Source organism: Paenibacillus sp. URB8-2, assembly GCF_013393385.1.
In the GTDB taxonomy this organism is placed as follows: Bacteria; Bacillota; Bacilli; order Paenibacillales; family Paenibacillaceae; genus Paenibacillus_AQ.
Genome location: NZ_AP023239.1, coordinates 3,814,794 through 3,836,087 on the forward strand (window position 1 = coordinate 3,814,794; position 21,294 = coordinate 3,836,087).

At 54.3% G+C, this 21,294-nt stretch carries 24 protein-coding genes and 1 pseudogene; 4 read left to right on the forward strand and 21 right to left on the reverse strand.

Annotated elements, in window-relative coordinates; all coding sequences use genetic code 11:
- Window positions 1-12: 12 nt before the first annotated feature.
- From amaP to PUR_RS17715, 13 genes are all read right to left on the reverse strand, one after another.
- Window positions 13-552, reverse strand: coding sequence for an alkaline shock response membrane anchor protein AmaP (gene amaP, locus PUR_RS17655; protein WP_179036379.1), 540 nt, complete (start codon window positions 550-552; stop codon window positions 13-15).
- A 74-nt stretch (window positions 553-626) separates the two neighbouring features.
- Window positions 627-1,043 (reverse strand): Asp23/Gls24 family envelope stress response protein, encoded by a 417-nt coding sequence (locus PUR_RS17660; protein ID WP_124697532.1) that lies wholly within the window; start codon window positions 1,041-1,043, stop codon window positions 627-629.
- A gap of 112 nt (window positions 1,044-1,155) precedes the next feature.
- Window positions 1,156-2,499, reverse strand: coding sequence for an acetyl-CoA carboxylase biotin carboxylase subunit (gene accC, locus PUR_RS17665; RefSeq protein ID WP_179036380.1), 1,344 nt, complete (start codon window positions 2,497-2,499; stop codon window positions 1,156-1,158).
- Between the two features lie 16 nt (window positions 2,500-2,515).
- Complete coding sequence (gene accB, locus PUR_RS17670; protein ID WP_179036381.1) at window positions 2,516-3,034, reverse strand: acetyl-CoA carboxylase biotin carboxyl carrier protein; 519 nt, start codon at window positions 3,032-3,034, stop codon at window positions 2,516-2,518.
- A 247-nt stretch (window positions 3,035-3,281) separates the two neighbouring features.
- Window positions 3,282-4,157, reverse strand: coding sequence for a SpoIIIAH-like family protein (locus PUR_RS17675; protein WP_179036382.1), 876 nt, complete (start codon window positions 4,155-4,157; stop codon window positions 3,282-3,284).
- Window positions 4,158-4,220: 63 nt separating this feature from the next.
- Entirely contained in the window at window positions 4,221-4,862 is a 642-nt protein-coding gene (gene spoIIIAG, locus PUR_RS17680) for a stage III sporulation protein AG (protein ID WP_179036383.1), read from the reverse strand.
- Window positions 4,863-4,903: 41 nt separating this feature from the next.
- The gene (spoIIIAF, locus tag PUR_RS17685; protein ID WP_179036384.1) at window positions 4,904-5,659 is read right to left on the reverse strand and encodes a stage III sporulation protein AF; all 756 of its coding nucleotides are present in this window, start codon (window positions 5,657-5,659) and stop codon (window positions 4,904-4,906) included.
- A 21-nt stretch (window positions 5,660-5,680) separates the two neighbouring features.
- Window positions 5,681-7,033 carry a stage III sporulation protein AE gene (spoIIIAE, locus tag PUR_RS17690; RefSeq protein ID WP_232101551.1) on the reverse strand — a complete coding sequence of 451 codons (1,353 nt, stop codon included), beginning with the start codon at window positions 7,031-7,033 and terminating at the stop codon, window positions 5,681-5,683.
- Between the two features lie 46 nt (window positions 7,034-7,079).
- Window positions 7,080-7,469, reverse strand: a complete 390-nt coding sequence (gene spoIIIAD, locus PUR_RS17695; protein WP_025335734.1) for a stage III sporulation protein AD — start codon at window positions 7,467-7,469, stop codon at window positions 7,080-7,082.
- Between the two features lie 8 nt (window positions 7,470-7,477).
- The gene (spoIIIAC, locus tag PUR_RS17700) at window positions 7,478-7,681 is read right to left on the reverse strand and encodes a stage III sporulation protein AC (protein WP_025335735.1); all 204 of its coding nucleotides are present in this window, start codon (window positions 7,679-7,681) and stop codon (window positions 7,478-7,480) included.
- Window positions 7,682-7,694: 13 nt separating this feature from the next.
- Window positions 7,695-8,213, reverse strand: a complete 519-nt coding sequence (spoIIIAB, locus tag PUR_RS17705; protein WP_179036385.1) for a stage III sporulation protein SpoIIIAB — start codon at window positions 8,211-8,213, stop codon at window positions 7,695-7,697.
- Window positions 8,206-9,201, reverse strand: coding sequence for a stage III sporulation protein AA (gene spoIIIAA / locus PUR_RS17710; protein WP_179036386.1), 996 nt, complete (start codon window positions 9,199-9,201; stop codon window positions 8,206-8,208). Before spoIIIAA ends, spoIIIAB begins: the two co-directional genes overlap by 8 nt.
- Window positions 9,202-9,283: 82 nt before the next feature.
- Window positions 9,284-9,547 (reverse strand): YqhV family protein, encoded by a 264-nt coding sequence (locus PUR_RS17715; RefSeq protein ID WP_379309037.1) that lies wholly within the window; start codon window positions 9,545-9,547, stop codon window positions 9,284-9,286.
- A gap of 256 nt (window positions 9,548-9,803) precedes the next feature.
- On the opposite strand from PUR_RS17715, the gene PUR_RS17720 reads away from it, so the two are divergent.
- Entirely contained in the window at window positions 9,804-10,670 is an 867-nt protein-coding gene (locus PUR_RS17720; protein ID WP_179036387.1) for a YitT family protein, read from the forward strand.
- 296 nt (window positions 10,671-10,966) lie between these two features.
- Here PUR_RS17720 and PUR_RS17725 read toward each other — a convergent pair whose 3' ends face one another.
- From PUR_RS17725 to PUR_RS17740, 4 genes are all read right to left on the reverse strand, one after another.
- A complete protein-coding gene (locus PUR_RS17725) occupies window positions 10,967-12,220 on the reverse strand; it encodes an aspartate kinase (protein ID WP_179036388.1) in 1,254 nt (417 codons plus the stop codon).
- Between the two features lie 206 nt (window positions 12,221-12,426).
- Window positions 12,427-12,984, reverse strand: a complete 558-nt coding sequence (efp, locus tag PUR_RS17730; RefSeq protein WP_124695557.1) for an elongation factor P — start codon at window positions 12,982-12,984, stop codon at window positions 12,427-12,429.
- A 93-nt stretch (window positions 12,985-13,077) separates the two neighbouring features.
- Window positions 13,078-14,151 carry a M24 family metallopeptidase gene (locus PUR_RS17735; RefSeq protein WP_179037971.1) on the reverse strand — a complete coding sequence of 358 codons (1,074 nt, stop codon included), beginning with the start codon at window positions 14,149-14,151 and terminating at the stop codon, window positions 13,078-13,080.
- A 124-nt stretch (window positions 14,152-14,275) separates the two neighbouring features.
- Entirely contained in the window at window positions 14,276-14,767 is a 492-nt protein-coding gene (locus tag PUR_RS17740; protein WP_179036389.1) for a YqhR family membrane protein, read from the reverse strand.
- Window positions 14,768-14,994: 227 nt separating this feature from the next.
- On the opposite strand from PUR_RS17740, the gene PUR_RS17745 reads away from it, so the two are divergent.
- Together PUR_RS17745 and PUR_RS17750 are read left to right on the forward strand one after the other, a co-directional pair.
- Window positions 14,995-15,939, forward strand: a complete 945-nt coding sequence (locus PUR_RS17745) for a DUF1385 domain-containing protein (protein WP_442953846.1) — start codon at window positions 14,995-14,997, stop codon at window positions 15,937-15,939.
- A gap of 7 nt (window positions 15,940-15,946) precedes the next feature.
- A complete protein-coding gene (locus tag PUR_RS17750) occupies window positions 15,947-16,288 on the forward strand; it encodes a hypothetical protein (protein WP_179036390.1) in 342 nt (113 codons plus the stop codon).
- Window positions 16,289-16,322: 34 nt separating this feature from the next.
- On the opposite strand, the gene PUR_RS17755 is transcribed toward PUR_RS17750, so the two are convergent.
- The 3 genes from PUR_RS17755 to mntR form a co-directional block, all read right to left on the reverse strand.
- Window positions 16,323-17,297, reverse strand: coding sequence for a patatin-like phospholipase family protein (locus PUR_RS17755; protein ID WP_179036391.1), 975 nt, complete (start codon window positions 17,295-17,297; stop codon window positions 16,323-16,325).
- A gap of 75 nt (window positions 17,298-17,372) precedes the next feature.
- Window positions 17,373-19,031 (reverse strand): family 10 glycosylhydrolase, encoded by a 1,659-nt coding sequence (locus PUR_RS17760; protein ID WP_179036392.1) that lies wholly within the window; start codon window positions 19,029-19,031, stop codon window positions 17,373-17,375.
- Between the two features lie 194 nt (window positions 19,032-19,225).
- Window positions 19,226-19,651 carry a transcriptional regulator MntR gene (mntR, locus tag PUR_RS17765; RefSeq protein WP_179036393.1) on the reverse strand — a complete coding sequence of 142 codons (426 nt, stop codon included), beginning with the start codon at window positions 19,649-19,651 and terminating at the stop codon, window positions 19,226-19,228.
- 112 nt (window positions 19,652-19,763) lie between these two features.
- Here mntR and PUR_RS17770 point away from each other — a divergent pair.
- Window positions 19,764-20,504: pseudogene (locus PUR_RS17770) on the forward strand (spore photoproduct lyase family protein); the annotation flags it as partial.
- Window positions 20,505-20,523: 19 nt separating this feature from the next.
- Here the strand turns inward: PUR_RS17770 and PUR_RS17775 are convergent.
- Window positions 20,524-21,237: a cytochrome c biogenesis CcdA family protein gene (locus PUR_RS17775; protein WP_179036394.1), complete on the reverse strand. Its 714-nt coding sequence runs from the start codon at window positions 21,235-21,237 to the stop codon at window positions 20,524-20,526.
- Between the last annotated feature and the right edge of the window lie 57 nt (window positions 21,238-21,294).

A 21,294-nucleotide genomic window follows, 5' to 3' on the forward strand; every position in this document is an offset into this window, starting at 1 on the left:
GGAAACTCACCTCTATTCCACTCGACTTTTGAAGCTGGGGGACTGTGCAAGATTCGCGATATAGACGGACACATCGGCAACCGGAACGCCTGTCGTTTCCTGCACATATTCATGCACCTGCCGCTGTATTTCCGAGGTCAAGAGCGGCAGCGAATGCTCGCCGTCCACGACGCCTCGGATCATAATTTCTAGTCCCGCCTGGGAAACGCGGATGCGTGATTTCAGGTCGCGAATGCCTTTAACCCGTCCGGCCGCTTTCAGGCTGAGATTCTCGATCGTTTCCATAGAGATCTGAATATCCCCGTATTCCGTGCGCTGATCCACCGATAGAGTCGATGTCCGGTCCCGGCGAAGGGAGATGTAGAAGAACCGGATACTAAGCAGGAATAAAATCACCGCCACAACAATCGCAGCGATATAAGCGGAATTCCAATCCTGGATCCTCAGATTCCTTGGAAGGACGCCGCTTAACAGGAGGATGGCAATAACAGATAATGCTCCGATGCTCAAGCTGTATATAAACAGCAAAAGTCTGTCCAAAATTTTCGCCACGAGCCTCATAACCTCCTTAAAGTAGACTAAACCCTCGACTTGACCGTCGGGGGTTTAATGAGAACCGGAAGTCCTTATTTCACACGAAGGGCAAAATCGGTATCATCACTCACGCTGTTCTTTTCCGCACTCTTGAACTGAACATCGTGAATATGCACATTCACTTCCACGACCGTCAGTCCTGTCATGGTCTCGATCGACCGTTTGACGTTTCGCTGAATTTCCGCCGCCACTTCCGGAAGACGGGTGCCGTATTCGATAATTACGGAGACATCCACAGCAGCTTCGCGCTGTCCGACTTCCACCTTAACGCCTTTTGAAAGGTTCTTGCGGCCCAGCAGCTCGACAATGCCTCCGGCAAATCCTCCGCTCATGCCCGCTACGCCTTTAACTTCAACGGTTGCGAGTCCCGCAATGACCTCAATCACTTCGGGAGCGATCTGGATTTCACCGATTTCCGTACGTTCGAATTCTGTCGGCAATGTACTCATTTTGTCCCCCACACCTTTCATATTTGTTCCTGATGGCAAGCTTGAAGCACGTCTCTCCATTAAACATACTATATCATTTGGCGAACTTTATGACAAACAAAGCGGCGCCGTCCTAAATTTCATTTTCTTCAAGGAATTTGATATCGAAATGACCGTCCAGAAATACGGGATGCTCCAGCAATTTTTGATGAAATGAAATGGTGGTATGTATTCCTTCAATGGCAAACTCGCCGAGAGCCCGTTTCATTTTGAGAATCGCTTCCTGGCGCGTAGGCGCCCAGACGATGAGCTTCGCAATCATGGAGTCATAAAAAGGCGATATTGTCCCGCCTGGATACGCGGCGCTGTCCACACGGACGCCAAGACCGCCCGGAGGCAGGTAAAAACCGACCTTGCCCGGAGAAGGCATGAAATTCTTGGCCGGATCTTCCGCGTTAATGCGGCACTCGATCGACCATCCGTTGATGACGATATCCTCCTGGGTGAACGAAAGGGGATTTCCTTCGGCCACCGAGATCATTTCCTTGATCAGATCCACGCCTGTTACCATTTCGGTAACCGGATGTTCAACCTGAATGCGCGTATTCATTTCCATAAAGTAGAACTGCCCGTCTGCGCCTAGCAAAAACTCCAGTGTTCCCGCACCGGAATAATTCACGGCAAGCGCGGCGCGGACAGCCGCTTCGCCCATGGCCTGACGGATTTCCGGACTCAGAACGGAGCAAGGGGCCTCCTCCACCAGCTTCTGACGGCGTCGCTGTATGGAACAATCCCGTTCGCCAAGATGGACCACGTTGCCGTGATTATCGGCTATAATCTGGATCTCGACATGCTTCATGCCCGTCAGGTACTTCTCCAGATAGACTCCGGCGTTGCCGAATGCTTTTTGCGCTTCTTGCTGGGCGGCCGTAATCTGCTTGATCAGCGATTCCTCGTCTTCGGCAATGCGGATGCCTTTCCCTCCGCCTCCGGCGGTAGCCTTGATAATAATGGGATAGCCGATCTCCCTGCTGAGCAGGACCGCCTCCTCAACGTCGTCTACAAGACCGTCGGAACCGGGAATAACCGGAACGCCTGCATCCTTCATCGTTTCTTTGGCCACGGCCTTGTCCCCCATCCGCGTGATGGCTTCCGGAGAAGGGCCGATAAATATGATATTGCAGGAACCGCAAATTTCGGCGAAATCGGCATTCTCGGCAAGAAAGCCGTAACCGGGATGGATGGCGTCGCATTCGGTCAAAGTGGCCACGCTCATAATATTCGTGAAATTCAAATAGCTGTCCTTGGAAGCCGTCGGTCCGATACAGTACGCTTCATCGGCCAGCCGGACATGCAGCGAATCGCGGTCGGGCTCCGAATAGACCGCCACGGTGGAAATTCCCAATTCGCGGCAGGCGCGAATAATCCGAACGGCGATTTCCCCCCGGTTGGCGATCAGCACTTTTTGTATATTCATTTCTTTCCTCCCGATTCTAAGATTCCGGCTTCACCAGGAACAGCGGCTGGCCGTACTCCACAAGCTGTCCGTTCTCTGCGAGAACGGATACGATCTCCCCGCGGACCTCCGCTTCCAGCTCGTTCATCAGCTTCATCGCTTCGATAATGCATACCGTCGACTTCTCGGTCACCCGGTCGCCCGCGCTTACGAACGCAGGCAAATCGGGCGAAGCCGAGGTGTAGAACGTTCCCACCATAGGAGATACGATTTTATGTAAGGTTCCTTCTGCGGGAGCAGCCAGCGTCTCCTGCTGCGGAGCAGCGGGAACGGGAGCGGCTTGCCCGGTTGTCTGCTGCAGAGCAGGCGGCTGCGGAGCGGGCGTAAAGGGGTACGGATAAGGAGTAGCCGGAACCACATGCGCTTCCGCAGCCTCGGAACGGTCCGGTTTGCGGATGGCCAGCTTCATTCCTTCGCTTTCAATCTCCAGCTCATGCACGGAAGAGGTCTGGTCCAGCAGTTTGATCAATTCCTTAATTTCGCTTAATTTGAACATTTCGATCAGTTCACTCCTTCAGCTTTCTCTCAAAGCCGCTAACTTGGCGGAAAAGAAGAAACGACATCGCTGTCCTTTCAAGGGACGTCATCCGTTTCACCCAATAATATAGGATGCCAGATCCGCGCGATGCTTATCCTCATATACTTCAAGATAACTTTATGTATTATATCACAAACGCAAGAAATGGAAAGAGCCCGGGATAACCCGAGCCCTTTCGTCATTTCCCGCGTTTTTTCGTGTTGATTTACTCCTCAGATACATGCTGTACGCTCACTTTATCCTGCGACACGCTCAGCTCTTTCATGACCAGATCGATGATTCCGACAGCCTGCTTCACATCCAGCTTGTCGCTCAGAACGACAACTTTGTAGGAGTCGTTCCCTTCTTCCTTGACAATCGCTTCTCCATACTGCTGTTGAAGCTTTTCTTCAATTCCGGTGATCTTGGACTCCTTCTCTTCCAGCTGGTGCAGCTGCTCCTGCGCGGCCGCGCTGTCCGCAGGCGATTTGTCCATATCATTGATCTTGGCCATCAAATCTTGCTGTTCTTTAATCTTCTTCTGTTCGCGTTCATACAAATAGTTGGTGAACTGGCTGGAGGCCGACGCGCTTTGCGACGCTACTTCGTCCAGCACCGCCGCGTCGCTTTTTGACGCGCCGTCGTCAGCCGAGACGGTATCCTTTCCATTATCCGCAGCGGCGCTATCCGGTTTGGCGGATGCGTCCGAAGCGGAATCGGATGCCTGATCCTTGGCTTTATCCGCCGAAGGGTCCGCCGCGGATTGGCCGTCATCGGTTCCCGTCAGCGCGGAATTTGTATCGTCTGCTGCAGAGCTTGCTGCGGCGTTAGGGTCAGCCGCAGCATTAGGATCGGCGGCCGCAGCGGAATCAGCAGCCGCAGCGTCATTTTGCGAAGTCACTTCGCTCACTGCCGCGCCGCTGTAAGCCGTCGACGGAAGGGCGTTGCCGGACGAGTCCTTGACGGAATCCACCTGAATTGTCCCTGCTGTCTCCTTGGGCGATGAAACGCCAGAGTCCTCCGTGAACAAATAGTACGCAGAGAGCACCACCATCAAGCTGAGCATGGATACCAACCAGATTGTTTGTCTTTTGCCGTTCATTGCTTTTCCTCCTTTTTGCTGTTCCTTTGGGATTCGGCTGTTACGCCATTGCCACTCCAGCCGCTATTCCTGTTTGCGCGGCACGACGGAAATGCGGTAGCTCGGGACGTTCAGCGCTTTTTGCACCGCCTGCTCGATCAGTCCTTTCACCACCTTGTTCTCGGCTCCCTTGGCGACAATAACAACGCCGCGAACCTGGGGCTTGATTCTTTTGGTAATAATCGGCGTCTCGTCTCCGGATTGACTGTAAGTGACGATTTCGCCGTCTCTGGTGTACGTGGTTGTGTGGCGCTTGCCGCCGTTTGCATCGGTCTCATCGCTTAGCTGCTGGGAATCGTTCATGTTGCGCTGGACGACAACCTCCTCAGTGGAATCAACGGTGACCATAATGTCCACCGTGCCGACTCCGACGATTTGCTCCAAAATCCCCTTCATGCGGTTCTCCATCTCCCGCTCGATGCCGTCAAACGAGCTGGCGGCTCCATCCGTCGCCTCCTGCATTGCCGCCTGCGAGCTCTGGGTTTGGGGTGGCTCTCTCCCCGTATTCTCGCTGTCGAGCTTCTTCACATTTACAAAGGAATTGAACAGCATGATCGCCACGCCCAACAGACCCAGAATGATCAACCATCGGAACGTATGGTTTCGCTTCGGATTCTCTGCCCCGCCACCGATCATCTGCTCCAGCTTCTTCAGCCAGTTGCCCATCTTTCCACTCCTCCCTTACGCTTGGTCCGTTTAAGCGGCGGCTACAATTTTTCGCTGCCGCCGTTCAGCACTTTGATCTTAGCGGGGTCAAGGCTCCAGTTCTTCTCAAGGAGCGCCGTTACCGCCTTGGCGTCGGCGCCGCCCGAGCCTTCGTCTACGCCCGCCACGGCCGCCGCCGGCTCTGCCGGGCCGGAGCTCTCTCCCGTCTCCTTCAGCCCGTTCTCTCCTTCGCCGAGATCGACTTTGATATCGTCCACGGGCAAAACCGAGATCGGAACACTGCCTCCGCTTCCCGAGCCTTGGGGTGCATCGCTTTGCTCAGCGCTTCCCGCCGGGAGCGTGACGACCACCGCCGTTATAACCGGCATGGCGTTGTCTCCGGCTTCATTCGCCAGGGCGAGCGTTACGGTCACATTCGCTCCGCGCTGCCCCGTCTCGCCTGCGATCTGCTCCCTCATCTGTCCGGCGATTTGCTGCGCGGCGAGCTTTAGGCTTTGGTCCCTCCCGCCCGCGGCCAGCTTCTTCCCGTCGGCCAATATTCGTCTGAGCTCCGCGTCTTCCGCATTGCTCAGCCCGGGCCCCCCGCCGTCCGACCGGCGGAAAGCCAGGCTGAGCTCAGACGCGGCATCGCCCTTCATCAACGAGACGATCGGGCTTAGCATCGTCAGCAGGACCAGCAGGCTGAGCACAAGCCTCGCATAGCGCTCCATCGACTTGCTCGGAAGCAGCAGTTCAACGAATGATGCCAGCAGCACGATCATTATGATTTCCCGCAGCCATCCTCCAAGCCAGCTCATGATCCACCTCCTTGTGAAGCTTTATCTCATCATGACCGTAACGTTGCCGGCGGTCAGCAGAATGGTGACAGCCAGAAAGAACATGAGCGATACAGCGGCCAAGGCGGCGAATACATAAATCATGCTCTTTCCGATTGTCTGCAGGCAGGATACGATCGGCGTGTCCCCGAGCGGCTGCATCACGGCTCCGGCCACATTATAAATGAGGGCCAGCACGAGTATTTTGATTGCCGGAAACGCACACAGGAACAGGATGATAATGACGCCGGACAATCCGATTGCGTTCTTCACCAGCAGCGAGGCGGATATGACGGTATCGGTAGCGTCTGCGAACATTTTGCCGATAACGGGAACGAAATTGCCGGTAACATACTTCGCTGCCCTGAGCGTCACTCCGTCCGTAACCGAGCTGGTGATGCCTCTAACGGAGATAACGCCCAGAAAGACGGTCAGCAGGACGCCAAGTACCCCTGTGCCGATGTTCCTCAGCAGATTCGCAAGTTGGGTCAGCTTGTATTTGTCCGAGATGGAACTGACCAGATGCAGAACTGCCGAGAAGAACAATAGCGGAAAGACCAACGTGTGAATCAGCGTGCCGACCGTATGGATCATGAACACGATCAGGGGATGGGTCACCGAAACGGTAACGACATTGCCCATGGAAGCGAGCAGTGCGAACAGAAGCGGGATCATCGCCATCATGAAGTCGATCATCCGGTCGATGGCGTCCTTGGCATAACCGATGGCTACATTGAAGCTGTTGACCGCGATGACCAGCACCACCATAAAGCACAGGGTGTAGGCCACCTTGCTGACCGCCTTGCGCTCGAACGCCGTCTGGAGCGTCTCCAGAATCATGCTCAGCACGCTGATCATTACAATCGTGACAAGCAGCTTGCCGTTGTAGAGCACTTCATGCCACATGTAGGAGAGGAGGCCCGACAGCACATTTTTCAGGCTTAGCCCTTCGCCCCCCGGCAGCAGCATATCCATGAGCGAGGGAGTAGCCCCATCCGGAAAAAAACCGCCGTAATCCTTCATCAGCTGATTCCAGTATTTCTCGACTCCATCCTTGGGCAAATCGTCGACCTGGCTCTTCACCCATTGATCTATCGGCGTTTCGCTCTGACCGGTTTGCGCTCCGTTTGATGATGCGGATGAGGATGCGGAGGCTGCGCCCCGGCCTTCGGCGGCCGTTTCGGGGGAATCCGCGGAACGCCCGGCTTGGTCGACAATAGTGCCGGTTTGGCCCATAGGCGTTCCAGCCTCATCTGCCGGTGAAGCGGCCGCCCGGCTCCATCCAATGAACACGAGACAGACAATCAGCAGCGCGACTCTGAGTTTGGGCGGGCGGAATATGCCGCGCTTTTCCATTGCCGTTTCTCCTTTCGTTTGACGGATGAGCCGGACCCGAGACGTACTATGCCGGCAAAAGCTTCATAACCGTTTCAATAATGATTCCGATGATCGGCACAGCCAGCGTCATAATCAGCACTTTGCCGGCCAGCTCGATTTTGGAGGCGATGGATTCCTGGCCCGCGTCACGTACGATCTGGGCTCCGAATTCCGCGATATAGGCGATGCCGATGATTTTGAATACGGTCTTCAAGTACACGGTCTCCATACCCGAAGACTCCGCAAGCCGCTGAAGAGTGGAGATTACGCCGCCGATTTTGCCGATCAGAAACAGGAAGATCAGTATGCCCGTTGCCGCCGCCAGCAAGAAGGCGAACATCGGCTTTTGTTCTTTCAGCACAAGAATGAGAACGGTCGACATTAGTCCGATTCCTACGATTTGAATGATTTCCATAGCGCGGCCTATTGAAAAAGAAAGATCGTCTTGATTTCCTGCAGCAGTCCGTCCAGCATCCGGATGACCATGAACAGCACGACGACAAAGCCGATAACGGTCACCCAATGGGCGATATCCTCTTTGCCCATCTGCTTGAGCACGGTATGAATCATGGCGATAATGATGCCGATGCCGGCAATTTGAAAGATCGCGTTGACTTCAATATTCATTCCTGGCACCTCGCTAAAAGATCAAAATGACGATCAACGCCCCCAGCAGGAGTCCCAGACTTTTGCTCACCTTTTCGTACTTGGCCTGGTCTTCGCGGGCCGAAATTTCCTCCTGTTTCAACTGCTGCAGCGCCAGTGCAATATGATTCGTCTGATTGCTTCGGTCGCTGGTGCCGAGCGTGCAGCTGAGCTGCCGGAGAACTTCCTGCTCCGGCGTTTTCATCGCGGTCGCCTTCCAGTTTGTTTCCATCGCCCTGTCCACCGCTTCCTGCGCGGTCCGGTTATAGGGCGGGCTCATCCCTTCGGCGGCTGCGGTGAAGAAACCCCGGAGCGGCTCCCTCGACTGGACGGCAATCCGTTTCATCGCCTCCGGCAGCGGCGTATAGCCGTACATGATCTCGGTCTCCAGCCGCTGAAGCGCGGCGATCAGACCGCGGATATGCCGGGGCCGGTCCGCATACTGCCGGGCCCGGCGGAAGCCGGCCAGAGTCGCCGCGCGCAGGATCATCGCGGCGCCCAGGAGCTTAAGCATGGCTTTCGCCTCCTTTGCGTTCTCCCGGATATACCGGAAGCGGGCGTTTGCGGCCATCCAGCACGCGAAAGGACAGCTCGCCCGCCGATCGGCGGAGGATGACGTATCTTTCGAACACGCCCAGTTCGATAATCCGGCCGAGTCCGGGTCGCAAAGCCAGCTCGGACACTTCACGGCCGTGCGCGGCGGCCAGAACCGTAATTCCGGCATGCAGCGCCTCAGTCAGCGCATCGGCATCCTCAGGCCGGCCGATTTCGTCGGCGATCAGCACATCCGGCGAGAGGGAGCGGATCATCATCATCATGCCCTCGGCTTTGGGGCAGCCGTCCAGCACATCTGTCCGCGGACCGATATCGAAAGAAGGTATCCCCCTGCGGCTTCCAGCGATTTCGGAACGCTCGTCCACGATGCCTACCTTGAGACCGGGGCGCCCGTCTCTTCCTCCCGCGCTCCCTGCGGAAATTTGCCGGGCGAGATCGCGGAGCAGCGTCGTCTTGCCATGTTGGGGCGGAGATATAATCAGCGTGTGCATGACCCGCCGGCGGCTGTCATCCAGCAGGAGCGGCAGAATCCGGTCGGCGACGCCGGGAATCTCCCGCGCAATCCGGACGTTGAATCCGCCGATATCCCGCAGATGCCCAACGCTTCCGCTGCTTAAAACCGTCCGCCCGGCGAGTCCGATACGGTGTCCCCCCGGGATGGTAATGAATCCCTTGCGAAGCTCTTCTTCCATCGTATAGAGCGAATGATTGCTGATCAGGTCAAGCATCCGGTGGCTGTCCTCACGGTCCGGTCTATACGCCTCTTCCGGCTCCAGTGTCAGCCTGCCGGCTGCGTCCACAAAGTGGTACTTCCCCGCATAATTGATTTCCAGCGGCCGCCCTTCCCTGATGCGGATTTCTTCAACCGTCTCAAGCAGCGGGAGCGGGAGCCGGGAGAGCGCGGCTTTCACTTTTTCGGGAAATAATTGAAGCCAATCGATGCCCATATGCGGTACCCCCAAGTCGTCCTCTATGGAATGCTTTATTCCATATCTATGCTTGTACGTTCGCAATATGACTACCAATCTATCATTTTTTCAAAATACCGATTAAGAGACACGCCACGCCGACACCCACCCAACACAGCTTGCTGGGAGATAGATTCTGCGCCATGCCCGTAAGACCGATGGCTGTGGTCAGAACGAGCACGGTCGGACCGACGAGCGCCAGCGCCGAATTGACCGCCAAAGCCTTGTCCACCTGGTTCAGCCGCAGCATGATCAGCGCAGCAGTAATTTCCGCACTGCCTGACAGCATGCGCAGCACGGCCATCCAGCTTACATACTTGTCCACCTTTGCACAACTCCTTCCGCCTGGATATTTCCAGCGCCGCCTCCGAAAACTCCCGGTTCCCGGCTGTTGTTCATAGATATGCGGGATTGTCCCGCTTTAGACAACAAGAATTCGGGATAAAAGCATACGCGGCAATACACTATATAGATGTAGAAGAAAACATAGTGAAAAAAACTGATAGAAAATTATTATCAGTATGATATAATATTTTTAACAAAATAATAAAACAGTCAACACAACAGAAAGGAATGCTTTCATGCACACCCGTCATCCTGAAATTCCCATTACATTCGAAAGTCTCACCAAAACAGCCAGAGAGGTCGCCATCGTCGTCTTATCCGCCCTTCTGGTCGCGGCCGGTTTGAAGCTGTTCCTGATCCCGCACCAGCTCCTCAGCGGAGGAGTGGCCGGAGCTGCGTCCGTTATCGGTTACTTGACCGATCCCAAATATATTTCGCTTATATATTTCGGCATCAATCTGCCGATTCTGCTCTGGGGCCTCGTCGCCGTTGGAAGAAAATACATTTTTCTCAGTATGCTCTGCGTCGCCTGCACCACCTGGTTCCTGACGATTATTCCTCAGGTGAAAGTAACCAAAGATCCGATTCTGGCCAGCATTTTCGGCGGGGTCATCATTGCGGGGGGCATTGGCTTCTCTCTGCGCGCGGGCGGGTCGTCGGGAGGATTCGATATTCTGGGCTCTATCATTACGCGTAAAAGAGATGTGCCGATGGGAACGGTTCTGTTCATTATGGACGGGCTAGTTATTTTAACCCTCGGCTTTATGAAAAGCTGGGATTCCGCGCTCTACGCCATGCTGTGTACATTTGTGAAGAGCCGAGTGGTCGATATGATCCATATCCGGCATGTCAAATTGACCTGCTTCATCGTGACGAAACGAAAGGAAGAGATGGTTGAGCGGCTGAACCGGCTTCCGCATGGCGTGACTGTCGTCAACGCGGAGGGGGGATACAGTCATGAAGGCAACACGATGCTGATGACGGTCACTACGAGGTACGAGCTTTCGGAGCTGCGCAAGGCCGTTATCTCCGTCGATCCAAGCGCGTTCGTGAACGTGCTGGAAACGGTGGAAATTCTGGGAAGGTTCAGACGGTTGGCATAATAAGCCGCTTCCGCTGCCCTCCGCCAAACCCTGCAGCTTGCCCAGATCCCGGATGAGTGAGAAACAATAATAGATACGATAAGAAGAAACGGCTTCGCCGTCCTCTGGAAGAGGAAAGCATCCGTTTCTCGTAAAAATATCAGGTTAAGGATGAGCGCGAAGCTTATTTTTCTGATATTTCAAAAAAAGGGACTGTTTCCAAAAGCCATATCAGGCTTTCGGAAACAGTCCCTTATTATTGTTAAATCATAAACCTCGGAATGATCACAGTTCCGCTGGAATGTCTTGATGCCGGACTAGCGGCGATCCTGCGGACCGCCTACAAATACTTGCTGGTCGGTATCCAGCCCATACGCCTTATGCAGCGCCTGGATAATCTCCTTCAGCTTGCCGGACTCCACTACGCAGGAAACCTTGATCTCGGAGGTGCTGACCATTTTAATGCTGATTCCAAGACCCGAAATCACCTCGAACATCTGCGCCGCCACGCCCGGATGGCTGACCATGCCAGCGCCGACGATGGAGATTTTGACCAAATTATCTTCCGATGTTACCTCACGGTACGGCAGTTCTTCGCGGACTTGACGAATGACCTCTTTGGCCCGTTCCATTTCGTCCAGCGAGACGGTGAAGGAGAAATCCGCTTCCCCGTTCTGTACGCCGCTCTGCACGATGATATCCACGTTGATGCCTTCATCGGCCAGCTTGCCGAACACCCGGGCCAGTACGCCGGGAACGTCGGCCACTCCCGAAATGCTGATCCGCGCCACATTTTTGTCGTAAGCGATGCCGCTAACCGCCACTCCCTGCTCCATGCTTGCTTCCTCCTTCACCACAGTGCCTTCATTATAATTAAAGCTCGACCGCACAACCAGCTTCACCTGGTACCGTTTCGCGTATTCCACCGCGCGAGGATGCAGCACGGCGGCGCCCAGATTGGCGAGCTCCAGCATTTCGTCATATGAGATTTCCTTGAGCTTGCGCGCATTCTTCACGATGCGCGGGTCGGTGGAGTACACCCCGTCGACATCCGTATAGATTTCGCAGACATCCGCTTTAATGGCCGCCGCGAGCGCAACGGCCGTCGTATCGGAACCGCCTCGTCCGAGCGTAGTAATTTCGCCGTCAATCGTCATCCCTTGGAAACCGGCAACGATCACGATCTTGTTTTTCTCTAGCGCTTCCAGCACCCGGCGGGGCACAATCTCATTAATCCGCGCCCGTCCGTGCGTCTCGTCCGTACGGAAGCCGGCCTGCCAGCCGGTATAGGACACAGCTTCGCGTCCAATGCCGCTGAGGGCGATGGACAGCAGCGCAATGGAGATTTGCTCCCCCGTCGTCATCAGCATATCCATCTCACGCGCAGGCAGCTGGCTGCACAGCAGCTTGGCCTGATCGATCAGTTCGTCGGTCGTGTCCCCCATGGCGGATACAACCACGACGCAGCGGTGGCCTTCATCCTGCTTGTCTGCGATGCGTTTGGCGACCCGCTTCATACGCTCGGTATCTCCGACGGAGCTGCCTCCGAATTTCATGACATAAAGTGACAAAGCTTCATTCACTCCCTACTTCAAATTCTATGTAGCACTTGAAACATTCGGTTTCCCGCTTTAAACCAGTATAATACGAAAGTGACCGGATGCGTTAATTATTTTGCAAAAAAGACGGCATCTCTCAAGCCCATGAACGCCAAAGCCTCCCCGCATTGCGCTGCGGGGAGGCCGGGCTGGGACAAGAAATTGCATATAAAGAAAGACTACGCGCGGGAAATATACTTGCCTTCGCGAGTATCAACCAGAAGCACATCATCCTCGTTGATAAAGAGCGGAACCTGCACGGAAAGACCGGTTTCCAGCTTGGCAAACTTGGTCGCGCCTTGAGCAGTATTGCCTTTGACGCTTGGCTCGGTTTCAACGACCTTGAGTTCTACGCTGGTCGGCAGGTTGATACCGAGAAGCTCGCTATGGTAGCTGACAATGTTCACTGTCATGTTTTCCTTGAGGAAGTTCAGTTCCCATTCAAGCTGATCGGCTTCAAGGCTGAATTGATCGTACGTTTGGTTGTCCATGAACACATGCTCGGAGCCGCTTGCATAAAGATATTGCACGGCGCGGTTCTCGATGATGGCGCGGCCAATCGTTTCGCCCGCACGGAATGTGCGTTCAACGGTGTTGCCGTTGCGCAGGTTCTTCAGCTTGGAGCGGACGAAAGCCGCGCCCTTGCCCGGTTTGACGTGCTGGAAATCCAGTACCGTAAAAATATCGCCGTCCACCTCAACGGTCAGGCCTGTTTTAAAATCGTTAACGGAAATCACTAATAAACCCCTCCTGAATTCAAAAATGACTTGTCCTTATTAGAACAATTAAACTCTTAAGGTCGCAGCCTACACAGGCGGCATAACCGAAGTTTACAAAACCGTGTAGTCCTTGGACGAATGGGTCAATCGCTCGACGCCGTTCTCCGTGACGACTACATCATCCTCAATGCGGACGCCCCCGAGTCCCGGAACGTAAATGCCCGGCTCCACGGTGACAACCATGCCCGGCTGCAGCACATCATCGCTGAGCTTGGACAGCCGCGGCCATTCATGCACTTCCATGCCGAGGCCATGGCCAAGACTGTGTCCGAACTGCTCGCCGTACCCGTAACGGGCGATGATGTCCCGCGACAAAGCGTCGCATTCTCTGCCGGTCATGCCCGGCTTGATATGCTCCAGCGCATGCAGCTGGGCCTCCAGCACGATGTCGTAAATTTCTTTTAGTTTTGGATCGGGGCTGCCCAGCGCGATCGTCCGTGTGATATCGGAGCAGTAGCCGTCCAGCAGCGCGCCGAAATCGAACGTTACGAACTCATTGGTCTGAATCACCTTCTGACTCGCAACGCCATGCGGCATCGCGGACCGTTCCCCTGAAGCCACAATCGTATCGAAGGACGATGAGGTCGCCCCGTGGCTTCGCATGTAGAATTCCATTTCCAGATCTACGTCCCGTTCGGTCATGCCCGGCTTGATCACATTCAGAATGTGCCGGAACGTATCGTCCGCAAGATCCGCGGCCCTTCTCATTACGGCAAGCTCGTCTTCATCCTTGAACATGCGGAGCTTCTCCACAGCCTGGGATACCGGAACGAGCTCGGCCGCCGTCTTCAACGCTTCCGCGTAAGAGGCATAGGCGCCGTAAGCGACGTCATCCTGCTCGAAGCCGAGACGCGCCTGCCCGCCCTTTGGCAGCAGTTCGCGGACCGTATCGATAAACTTCGGGCCGTGCTCCACAATCTTAAGCCCTTTACTCTGTTCCGATGCCTGGGTCATATAGCGAAAATCTGTCAGCAAATAGCTTTCGTCGCCCGTAATCAGCACATAGCCGGATGAACCGGTAAATCCGCTCAAATAGCGGCGGTTGATGCCGCTTGTGATTAACATTGCGTCCAGACCGTGATCCTGCACTACCTTCCGCAGTTTGGAGACTCGGTTGTTGCCCATCATCATTCTCCTCTCGAAAATAGCCACATTGTATTGTAACATAGGGCCATGCCGCCTGAGAAGTTTTTTTGATATAGAAGAATGATGAACTGAGCCGATTCCCGGCTTACTTTTTTCCGGATTGTCAGGCCATTCCCGTACTGCTATCCCGTTTGCGTTCATCCGTATATTCGGTCGCGGCCGTATAGCCGATGAACAATCCCCACATCAGGAACAGGCAGAACTCGCTGATGACCGAATCCCAGGGAAGCCGGAAAGGCGGCTGCATCAGAAAAAGCCAGGAGCAGGCCAAAAAGAGAACGGACCACCAGAGAATTCCGTAGAGCATTCCTGCCCAAGGCCCTTTTATTTTTCGAAAAATCAGAACATACAAGATGGAGCAGAGAACCGAAAAGCCGATGAACAGCAAATACCCTACCAGCTGCCCGGCGCCGGTCACCAGAAACTCATGCCGAAAGAACGGCTCGCCAAGATACCCCGGAATCACTTTTGTAAATCCGAACACAGAGAAAGTCCACTGCACTCCGCCCCAGATCAGACCCGCAAAAAAACCCGTCTCAATCGCAAAAAACAGCGGATTCGTCTTTGGCCGCCGTTGACTCACCGTATTGCCCATACTGCCGTACTCCCCGCTTTCTATTATTAAGAATAGGCCTCGTCAATCGGCCGATGATCCTGCATATAGCCTAGTATGCTCAGGAAAGATCGATCCAAGTAGAAATGTAAACAAAAATTAGTTACAATGAAGAATATAGAGAGCAACATACTACTTTTTATGGGAAGGTGAATTGGTTGTCCCAGGAAACTCCGAGCTACGGCGGTCAGGCCGTCATCGAAGGCGTTATGTTCGGCGGCAAGCATGTCAATGTGACAGCCGTACGGCGGAAGAATCAAGAGATTACTTTTTTGGAGGTGCCGAGAAGCGAGAAGAGCTGGGTTATGAAACTGCGCAAGATTCCGCTGCTCCGGGGCCTTGTCAGTATTATAGATGCCAGCGCCAAGGGCTCCAAGCATTTGAATTATTCCGCCGAGGCTTATGCGGAAGATGAGAGTGAGCCGGAAGAACTCGCCAAGCAGAAGAAACAGAAAGGTAAAGAAGAAGGCTGGAGCCTCGGCATGATTTTGGGCGTAGCGGTCATGGGTATTCTGTCTTTCGTTTTCGGGAAAGTTATTTTCACCCTCGTTCCCGTATTTGTCGAAGATTTTTTGTTCCGCAATGCATTTGACAACTATATTCTGCACAACCTCATTGAAGGAGCTATCAAGCTCGTGCTGCTGCTCGTCTACCTTTGGGCCATTTCCCAGACCCCTGTGGTCAAAAGATTGTTTCAGTACCACGGCGCAGAGCATAAGGTCATCAGCGCATTCGAAGCCGGCGACGAATTGACGGTCGAGAACGTGCAGAAGCACAGCCGCCTGCATTACCGCTGCGGAAGCAGCTTCATGATGCTGACGATTGTGCTTGGCGTCATCATTTACTCCCTCGTGCCTTGGGATACCCTGGTGCAGCGGATTGTTCAGCGGCTTATTCTGCTGCCGGTCGTTATCGGTGTGTCCTTTGAAGTGCTGAAAGGCACCAACGCTGTACGCGAACTTCCCGTTCTGCGTTATCTGGGCTATCCCGGACTGTGGCTACAGCTGCTCACAACGAAAGAACCAAAGGACGATCAGGTGGAAGTATCGATCGCTTCCTTCAACCGCATGCGCGAATTGGATGCGGCCATCGAAGCAAAAGGATATCAACAATCAAGTGTAACCGGAGGCATATTGGACCCTGCGAAAGGATGAGTGGCCTATGAAAAGGCATGCTTTGATTTTTTGGAGCGCGGTAGTGCTAGCGGTTTTTGGTCTCGCATCGGGTTTGGCAAGATTTGGCCTCAGTTCGTTGAGGGGCTTTATCGTTCCCGTTGTTCTGTTTCTGGTCTTGTATCTGCTCTACAAATTTCCTCCCCGCCGGTTTGCCGCAAGCGGCAGCCGGTCCAAAATCAAGGTGAAGCCTTCCCAGAAGACATTGGCGAAGGTTGCGGGTATGAGAAAGAGCCAGCCGCCGGCCGGCAAACGCAAAACCTATCCTTTTCGGGTCATTGAAGGCAGCAAAGGAAAAAATGAAGAAGAACAGCTGCCCAAATATCACTGATGGAAGTACAATGTTCGGCGTCTTCGCATTCCTCTTAGGAGTGCGAAGACGCTTTTTTATTTATTTTAGGCAGCTTATCCAGCCGGACCGGACGCCATTTCTGAAAAAATTCCTTTCCCGCCCGGTATCCGGAATCGTACAACGCGATGCTCTGTTCAGAGGTCAGCTCGAATTGGACTGTACCGATGCCGAGTGTGGGAATTTTGACGGTGCGGACAACCTTCTCCTGCTCGATATAGCGCTCGTCATGCGCCGACAGCATCGTTCCGACAAGCGCCTGAAGCATGCTGAACGGTCCGGTGATCCGGTGAGCCTGCGGTGCCGTGCGTCCTACCATCTGATAGCCGACTACCGGAACCTTTACCGCTCCCAGCTGGCCCGTCTCTTTTCCCTCAAACAGCCACATCGGGAAGTTGCTCAGTAATCCCCCGTCCACCATGTACACGAACTGATCGGCAAAAGACTTCCCCGCCGCCGCTTTCCCATTTCTGCGCAGCATCACGGGATCAAAGAAGTACGGGATGCTGCAGCTCATGCGCACCGCCTTGGCCACCTCAAAATAATCGGGATTGATTCCGTATTCTTCGAGTCCCTCCGGCAAGACGACAAGCCGTCCGTCCGTTATGTCGGAAGCGATAATCGACAGCTTGCCCGGAGGAAGATCCCGGAAGGATACAATCCCCTTTTGCCGCAAAATACCGCCTATCCATGATTCCAGCGCCTCTCCCGAATACAGCCCTTTTTTCAGCATGACCCGCAAGGCCGGACCGATCAGCTTTGTATTGAAGATGGGCGACCGTTTTAAAAAAGATCGGAACGAGGTGCCCTGAATAATTCTGCTCATTTCCTCCCCGCTGTACCCGGCTGCGAGCAGCGAGGCGACAATGGAGCCCGAGGAGGTCCCTGCCACCCTTCCAAATGTTACGCCCGCCTCCTCCGACGCCTGAACCGCTCCCGCAAGTGAAATGCCTTTTACGCCGCCGCCTTCAAACACCGCATTGATCTCCATAAACGGCAATCCCCCGTTCCCATAGACTTATACTGCTTATCTATGAGCACGGGGGATATTTAATGCCTTGAGGAATCAGGATTTAAAATAAAACGTCAGCAGACTGCTTAGGCCTGCCGGATTCCGGACCACAATATCATTTGCCCGGAACATGATGCTGCCCTGCACTTCGGCGTATTTTTCGTTGAACTTCAACTGGTTGATAATCTGTTCGCCGCTCTGCCACTCCGGACTCTTGTCCGTAGCCACCTTGTAAGCCGCTTGGCCGATATACAGCTTCACGCCCGTATTCTTCACCTCATCAACCCACCAGTCCACCAGCTTATCGTATCTCGCCTTCTCAAAAGACAGGCTCCAATAGATTTGCGGCGCGACATAGTCGACCCAGCCCTGCCGAATCCAGGTCCGCACATCTGCGTACATATCGTCGTACGCGGACACGCTTGCCGATGTATCCGAGCCGGTGCTGTCTTTATTGATATTGCGCCAGACGCCGAACGGGCTGATGCCGTACGAAACGGCAGGCTTAATCGCGTGAATCTGCTTCCCCAGCTCGCGAACGAAGTCGTTGATGTTATCCCGTCGCCAGTCGGCTTTGCTGACGATGGCCTTGGCGTTATAGGTCTTGAACGAGCTATCGTCATCAAAAGTGGAAGACGGATAGAAATAATCGTCCAGATGAACGCCGTCGATGTCGTAGCCTTTCACGACTTCAAGCACCGTATCGATGATGCTCTGACGGGCCTCCGGAATTCCCGGGTTGATGTATAGCTTTTCGCCCGCCTTGACGATCCACTCTGGATGAGACTTGGCGACATGATTGACCGCAAGCGAGGCCGTTCCGGCGTCCGTTGTCGCACGAAACGGATTGAACCAGGCATGGAACTGCATTCCGCGGTCATGCGCCGCGGCAATCATAAACTGGAGCGGATCATAGCCTGGGTCCTTGCCCTGAGTGCCGGTCAGCACCTTCGACCAGGGAACGATCGAGGACGGGTATAGGCTGTCGCCGCTGGGACGCACCTGCACAAATACAGCGTTGAAGCCGACCGCCTTCAGCTTGTCGAGCAGGCTGCCCAACTCTTTTTTCTGCTGATCGATCTTTCCGATTGAAGACGATGAAGGCCAATCCAGATTGAAAACGGTGGAAATCCATACCCCTTTCATCGCCTTGCTGCCGGCACCGGGAATGGTCGGAACCGTCGGCACGGTTGGCGCCGGTATGCTGGGAACGGTCGGAGTCGGAACGGTCGGGACGGTCGGCTCCACCGGATCGCTGACCTGGGGAGGCTCCGCTCCCGTATACAGCGAAATCTGCTTCGCAGCGTGATTCCAGACGACCTGAAGCCCAAGCTGCTCCGCTACGAACCGGATCGGCACCATAATCCGTCCCTGCCGGATCTCGACCGAGTTGTCCAGGGAAACGGATGAGCCGTTGACTGCAGCCGTTTTTTTGCCGCTAGTGAGCATTAGCTCATTGTCGTCTTTGGTGATCGTGACGGTCCTGGTGCTCTGATTCCACTGTACCTGCGCGCCAAGCCCCTTGCTGATAACCCCCAGCGGAACCATGGTGACATACTTGGCGGTAATATAAGGCGGCACGTCGCTGGCAAGCGTCATACCGTCAAGCTCCAGTGTGATCACGGCCGAAGCCGCCCGTGCGGCGCCGGAAGACAGCAGCGGAACGCAGAGCAGCATCAGCATCATTCCGATGAACCATTTCTTCAGTTTCATAATTCCTCCCCCAAAATTGCAATCCTGTATTATACTACAAGTTTGGACGAGAAAAACTGGAAAAGGTTGCGCAAAAACAAAAGAAACGACGCACCGCCCAATCGGGTCAGTCTCCGTTTCCGGTCTCTTGAAATATAATTTTCATAAGGAAACGGTTACCGCTCTATAAGAACGGCTCAGCCGTTTCTTCTTGCTTAAGAATCGCTGTATAGTTCCTGGTGAATCTCATTTAGCGCCCGAACTCTATTTTCATCGCGGCGGAAAAATTCCACAAGCGACTCGATGCAGGTAATGGAATCCCAGCTCAGATGATGCTCGATGCCTTCGACATCCCTGTAAATATTCTGCTCCTGGACGCCAATCGTCGCGAGAAATTCTTCCAGCAGCTTGTGGCGGTCCACAAGGCGTTTCCCTACTTTTTTTCCTTTGGTGGTCAGGACGAGCCCGCGATACTTCTCATAGATGAGATATTCGTCCTTATCCAGTTTTTGGATCATCTTGGTAACGGAAGAGGGATGCACTTCTAGCCCCTCGGCAATATCCGAAACCCGCGCATATCCTTTTTCATCAATCAGCTTGTATATGCGCTCCAAATAATCCTCCATGCTGGGAGTTGGCATGCAATTACCTCTTTTCTATATTAACCATGGCGCAAAAGGCCAAACCTTGCTCTAACAATGATACATGTTTCTCCCCGGGCTTGGCAAGTCGAAAGCGCAAAGGGGCCTTTCGTTCAGTTATTTGCAAACGACGCTTGGAGCAAAGCCCTATATTCGCGTCTATGTCAACACCGGAGACATCATTGCTGCAGCCAAACGTTATATCGAGGAGCGGGCGCCAGAAATCACGACCTTTGAGGCGGCCTGTACCTCGGACCCGCTTCGGATTGAGCATATCACCGGATCGCTTTCGGAACTCATTTCGTTCATGGCCGAAGAGCCGCTCGGCAGGCTGCGGTTTGTGACCAAATACCAGCATGTCGAACCGCTGCTGGAACTTGCGCATAACGATCATACCCGCATCCGGTTCAGCGTCAACGCAGGCTATGTCATCCGCAATTTCGAACCGAATACCTCGCGTTTTGAAGAACGGATCGAGGCTGCAAGGCAAGTGGCCCGCGCCGGTTATCCGCTGGGATTCATCATTGCGCCGATCATCTGGTATGACGGCTGGCAGGAAGGCTATGCCGAGCTGCTGGCCAAGCTTGCACAGGCGCTGCCGCCCGAAGCGGGCAAAGACCTGACCTTCGAATTGATCCAGCACCGTTTCACCAAGACAGCTAAAGCGGTCATTGAAAAGCGCTACCCGAAGACCAAACTTGAGATGGACATCGAGAAACGCAAAAAGAAATGGGGCCGCTGGGGACAAAATAAATACGTCTATCAGGGCGTGCAGCAAAACGCCCTGCGGGAATTTATCACAGAGCGCATTTTCGAGCATTTTCCGGCAGGGCGAATCGATTACTTCACCTGACTTTTTTGCATATATCTTCTTAGAATTTAAGCCAGCTTGGGGTTACTCCCTGAAGCCAAATGGTAATCCGGAACATCTGGTCCGTAAACAGCAGGACGCCCATAAACACCATCAGCGCCCCGCCGATCTTCATCAAGGGACCTGAATATTTCAGCAGCCGCCGCGCACCCCCGACAAAGAATGCCAGCAGGAAAAAAGGAAGTGCGAACCCGATGCTGTAGGCCGTGATCAGTTTCAGCCAGGTTCCCGGCTCGCTCGCCGACAGGGCGATAATCGCCGTCAGGATCGGACCGATGCAGGGCGACCAGCCTGCCGAGAAGCCGATGCCGAAAATGAAAGAGCCGATATAGCCCGCAGGTCTGCGGCTGAGTTCCAGCTTGCGCTCGCGCATCAGGAAACGGGGCTGGAAAATACCGAGCAGAAACAGTCCCATCACAATGATCAGGATGGCGGACAACTGCCGGATCAGCTCGCGCTGTCCGATGAAGAACTGCCCGAATACTCCGGCTCCGAAGCCAAGCGTATAAAAGACGGCGGAAAATCCGAGAACAAAAGCCAGCGTATGGCTTACCGTCCGAAAACGGGCTTCTCTCCGCTGCTCTCCCGTTCTCAGCTGCCGTACCGACAGTCCGGTTATGTAAGATAAATAGGAAGGATACAGTGGCAGACAGCAGGGGGAAATGAATGAAGCCAGACCGGCGGCCAAAGCGATTCCCGCGTTAATGTTGGACATAGCGGCATCTCTCCTTCAGTCACTTTGCCGGTTGCCCTTGCGGCTTCCGGTTTTTGC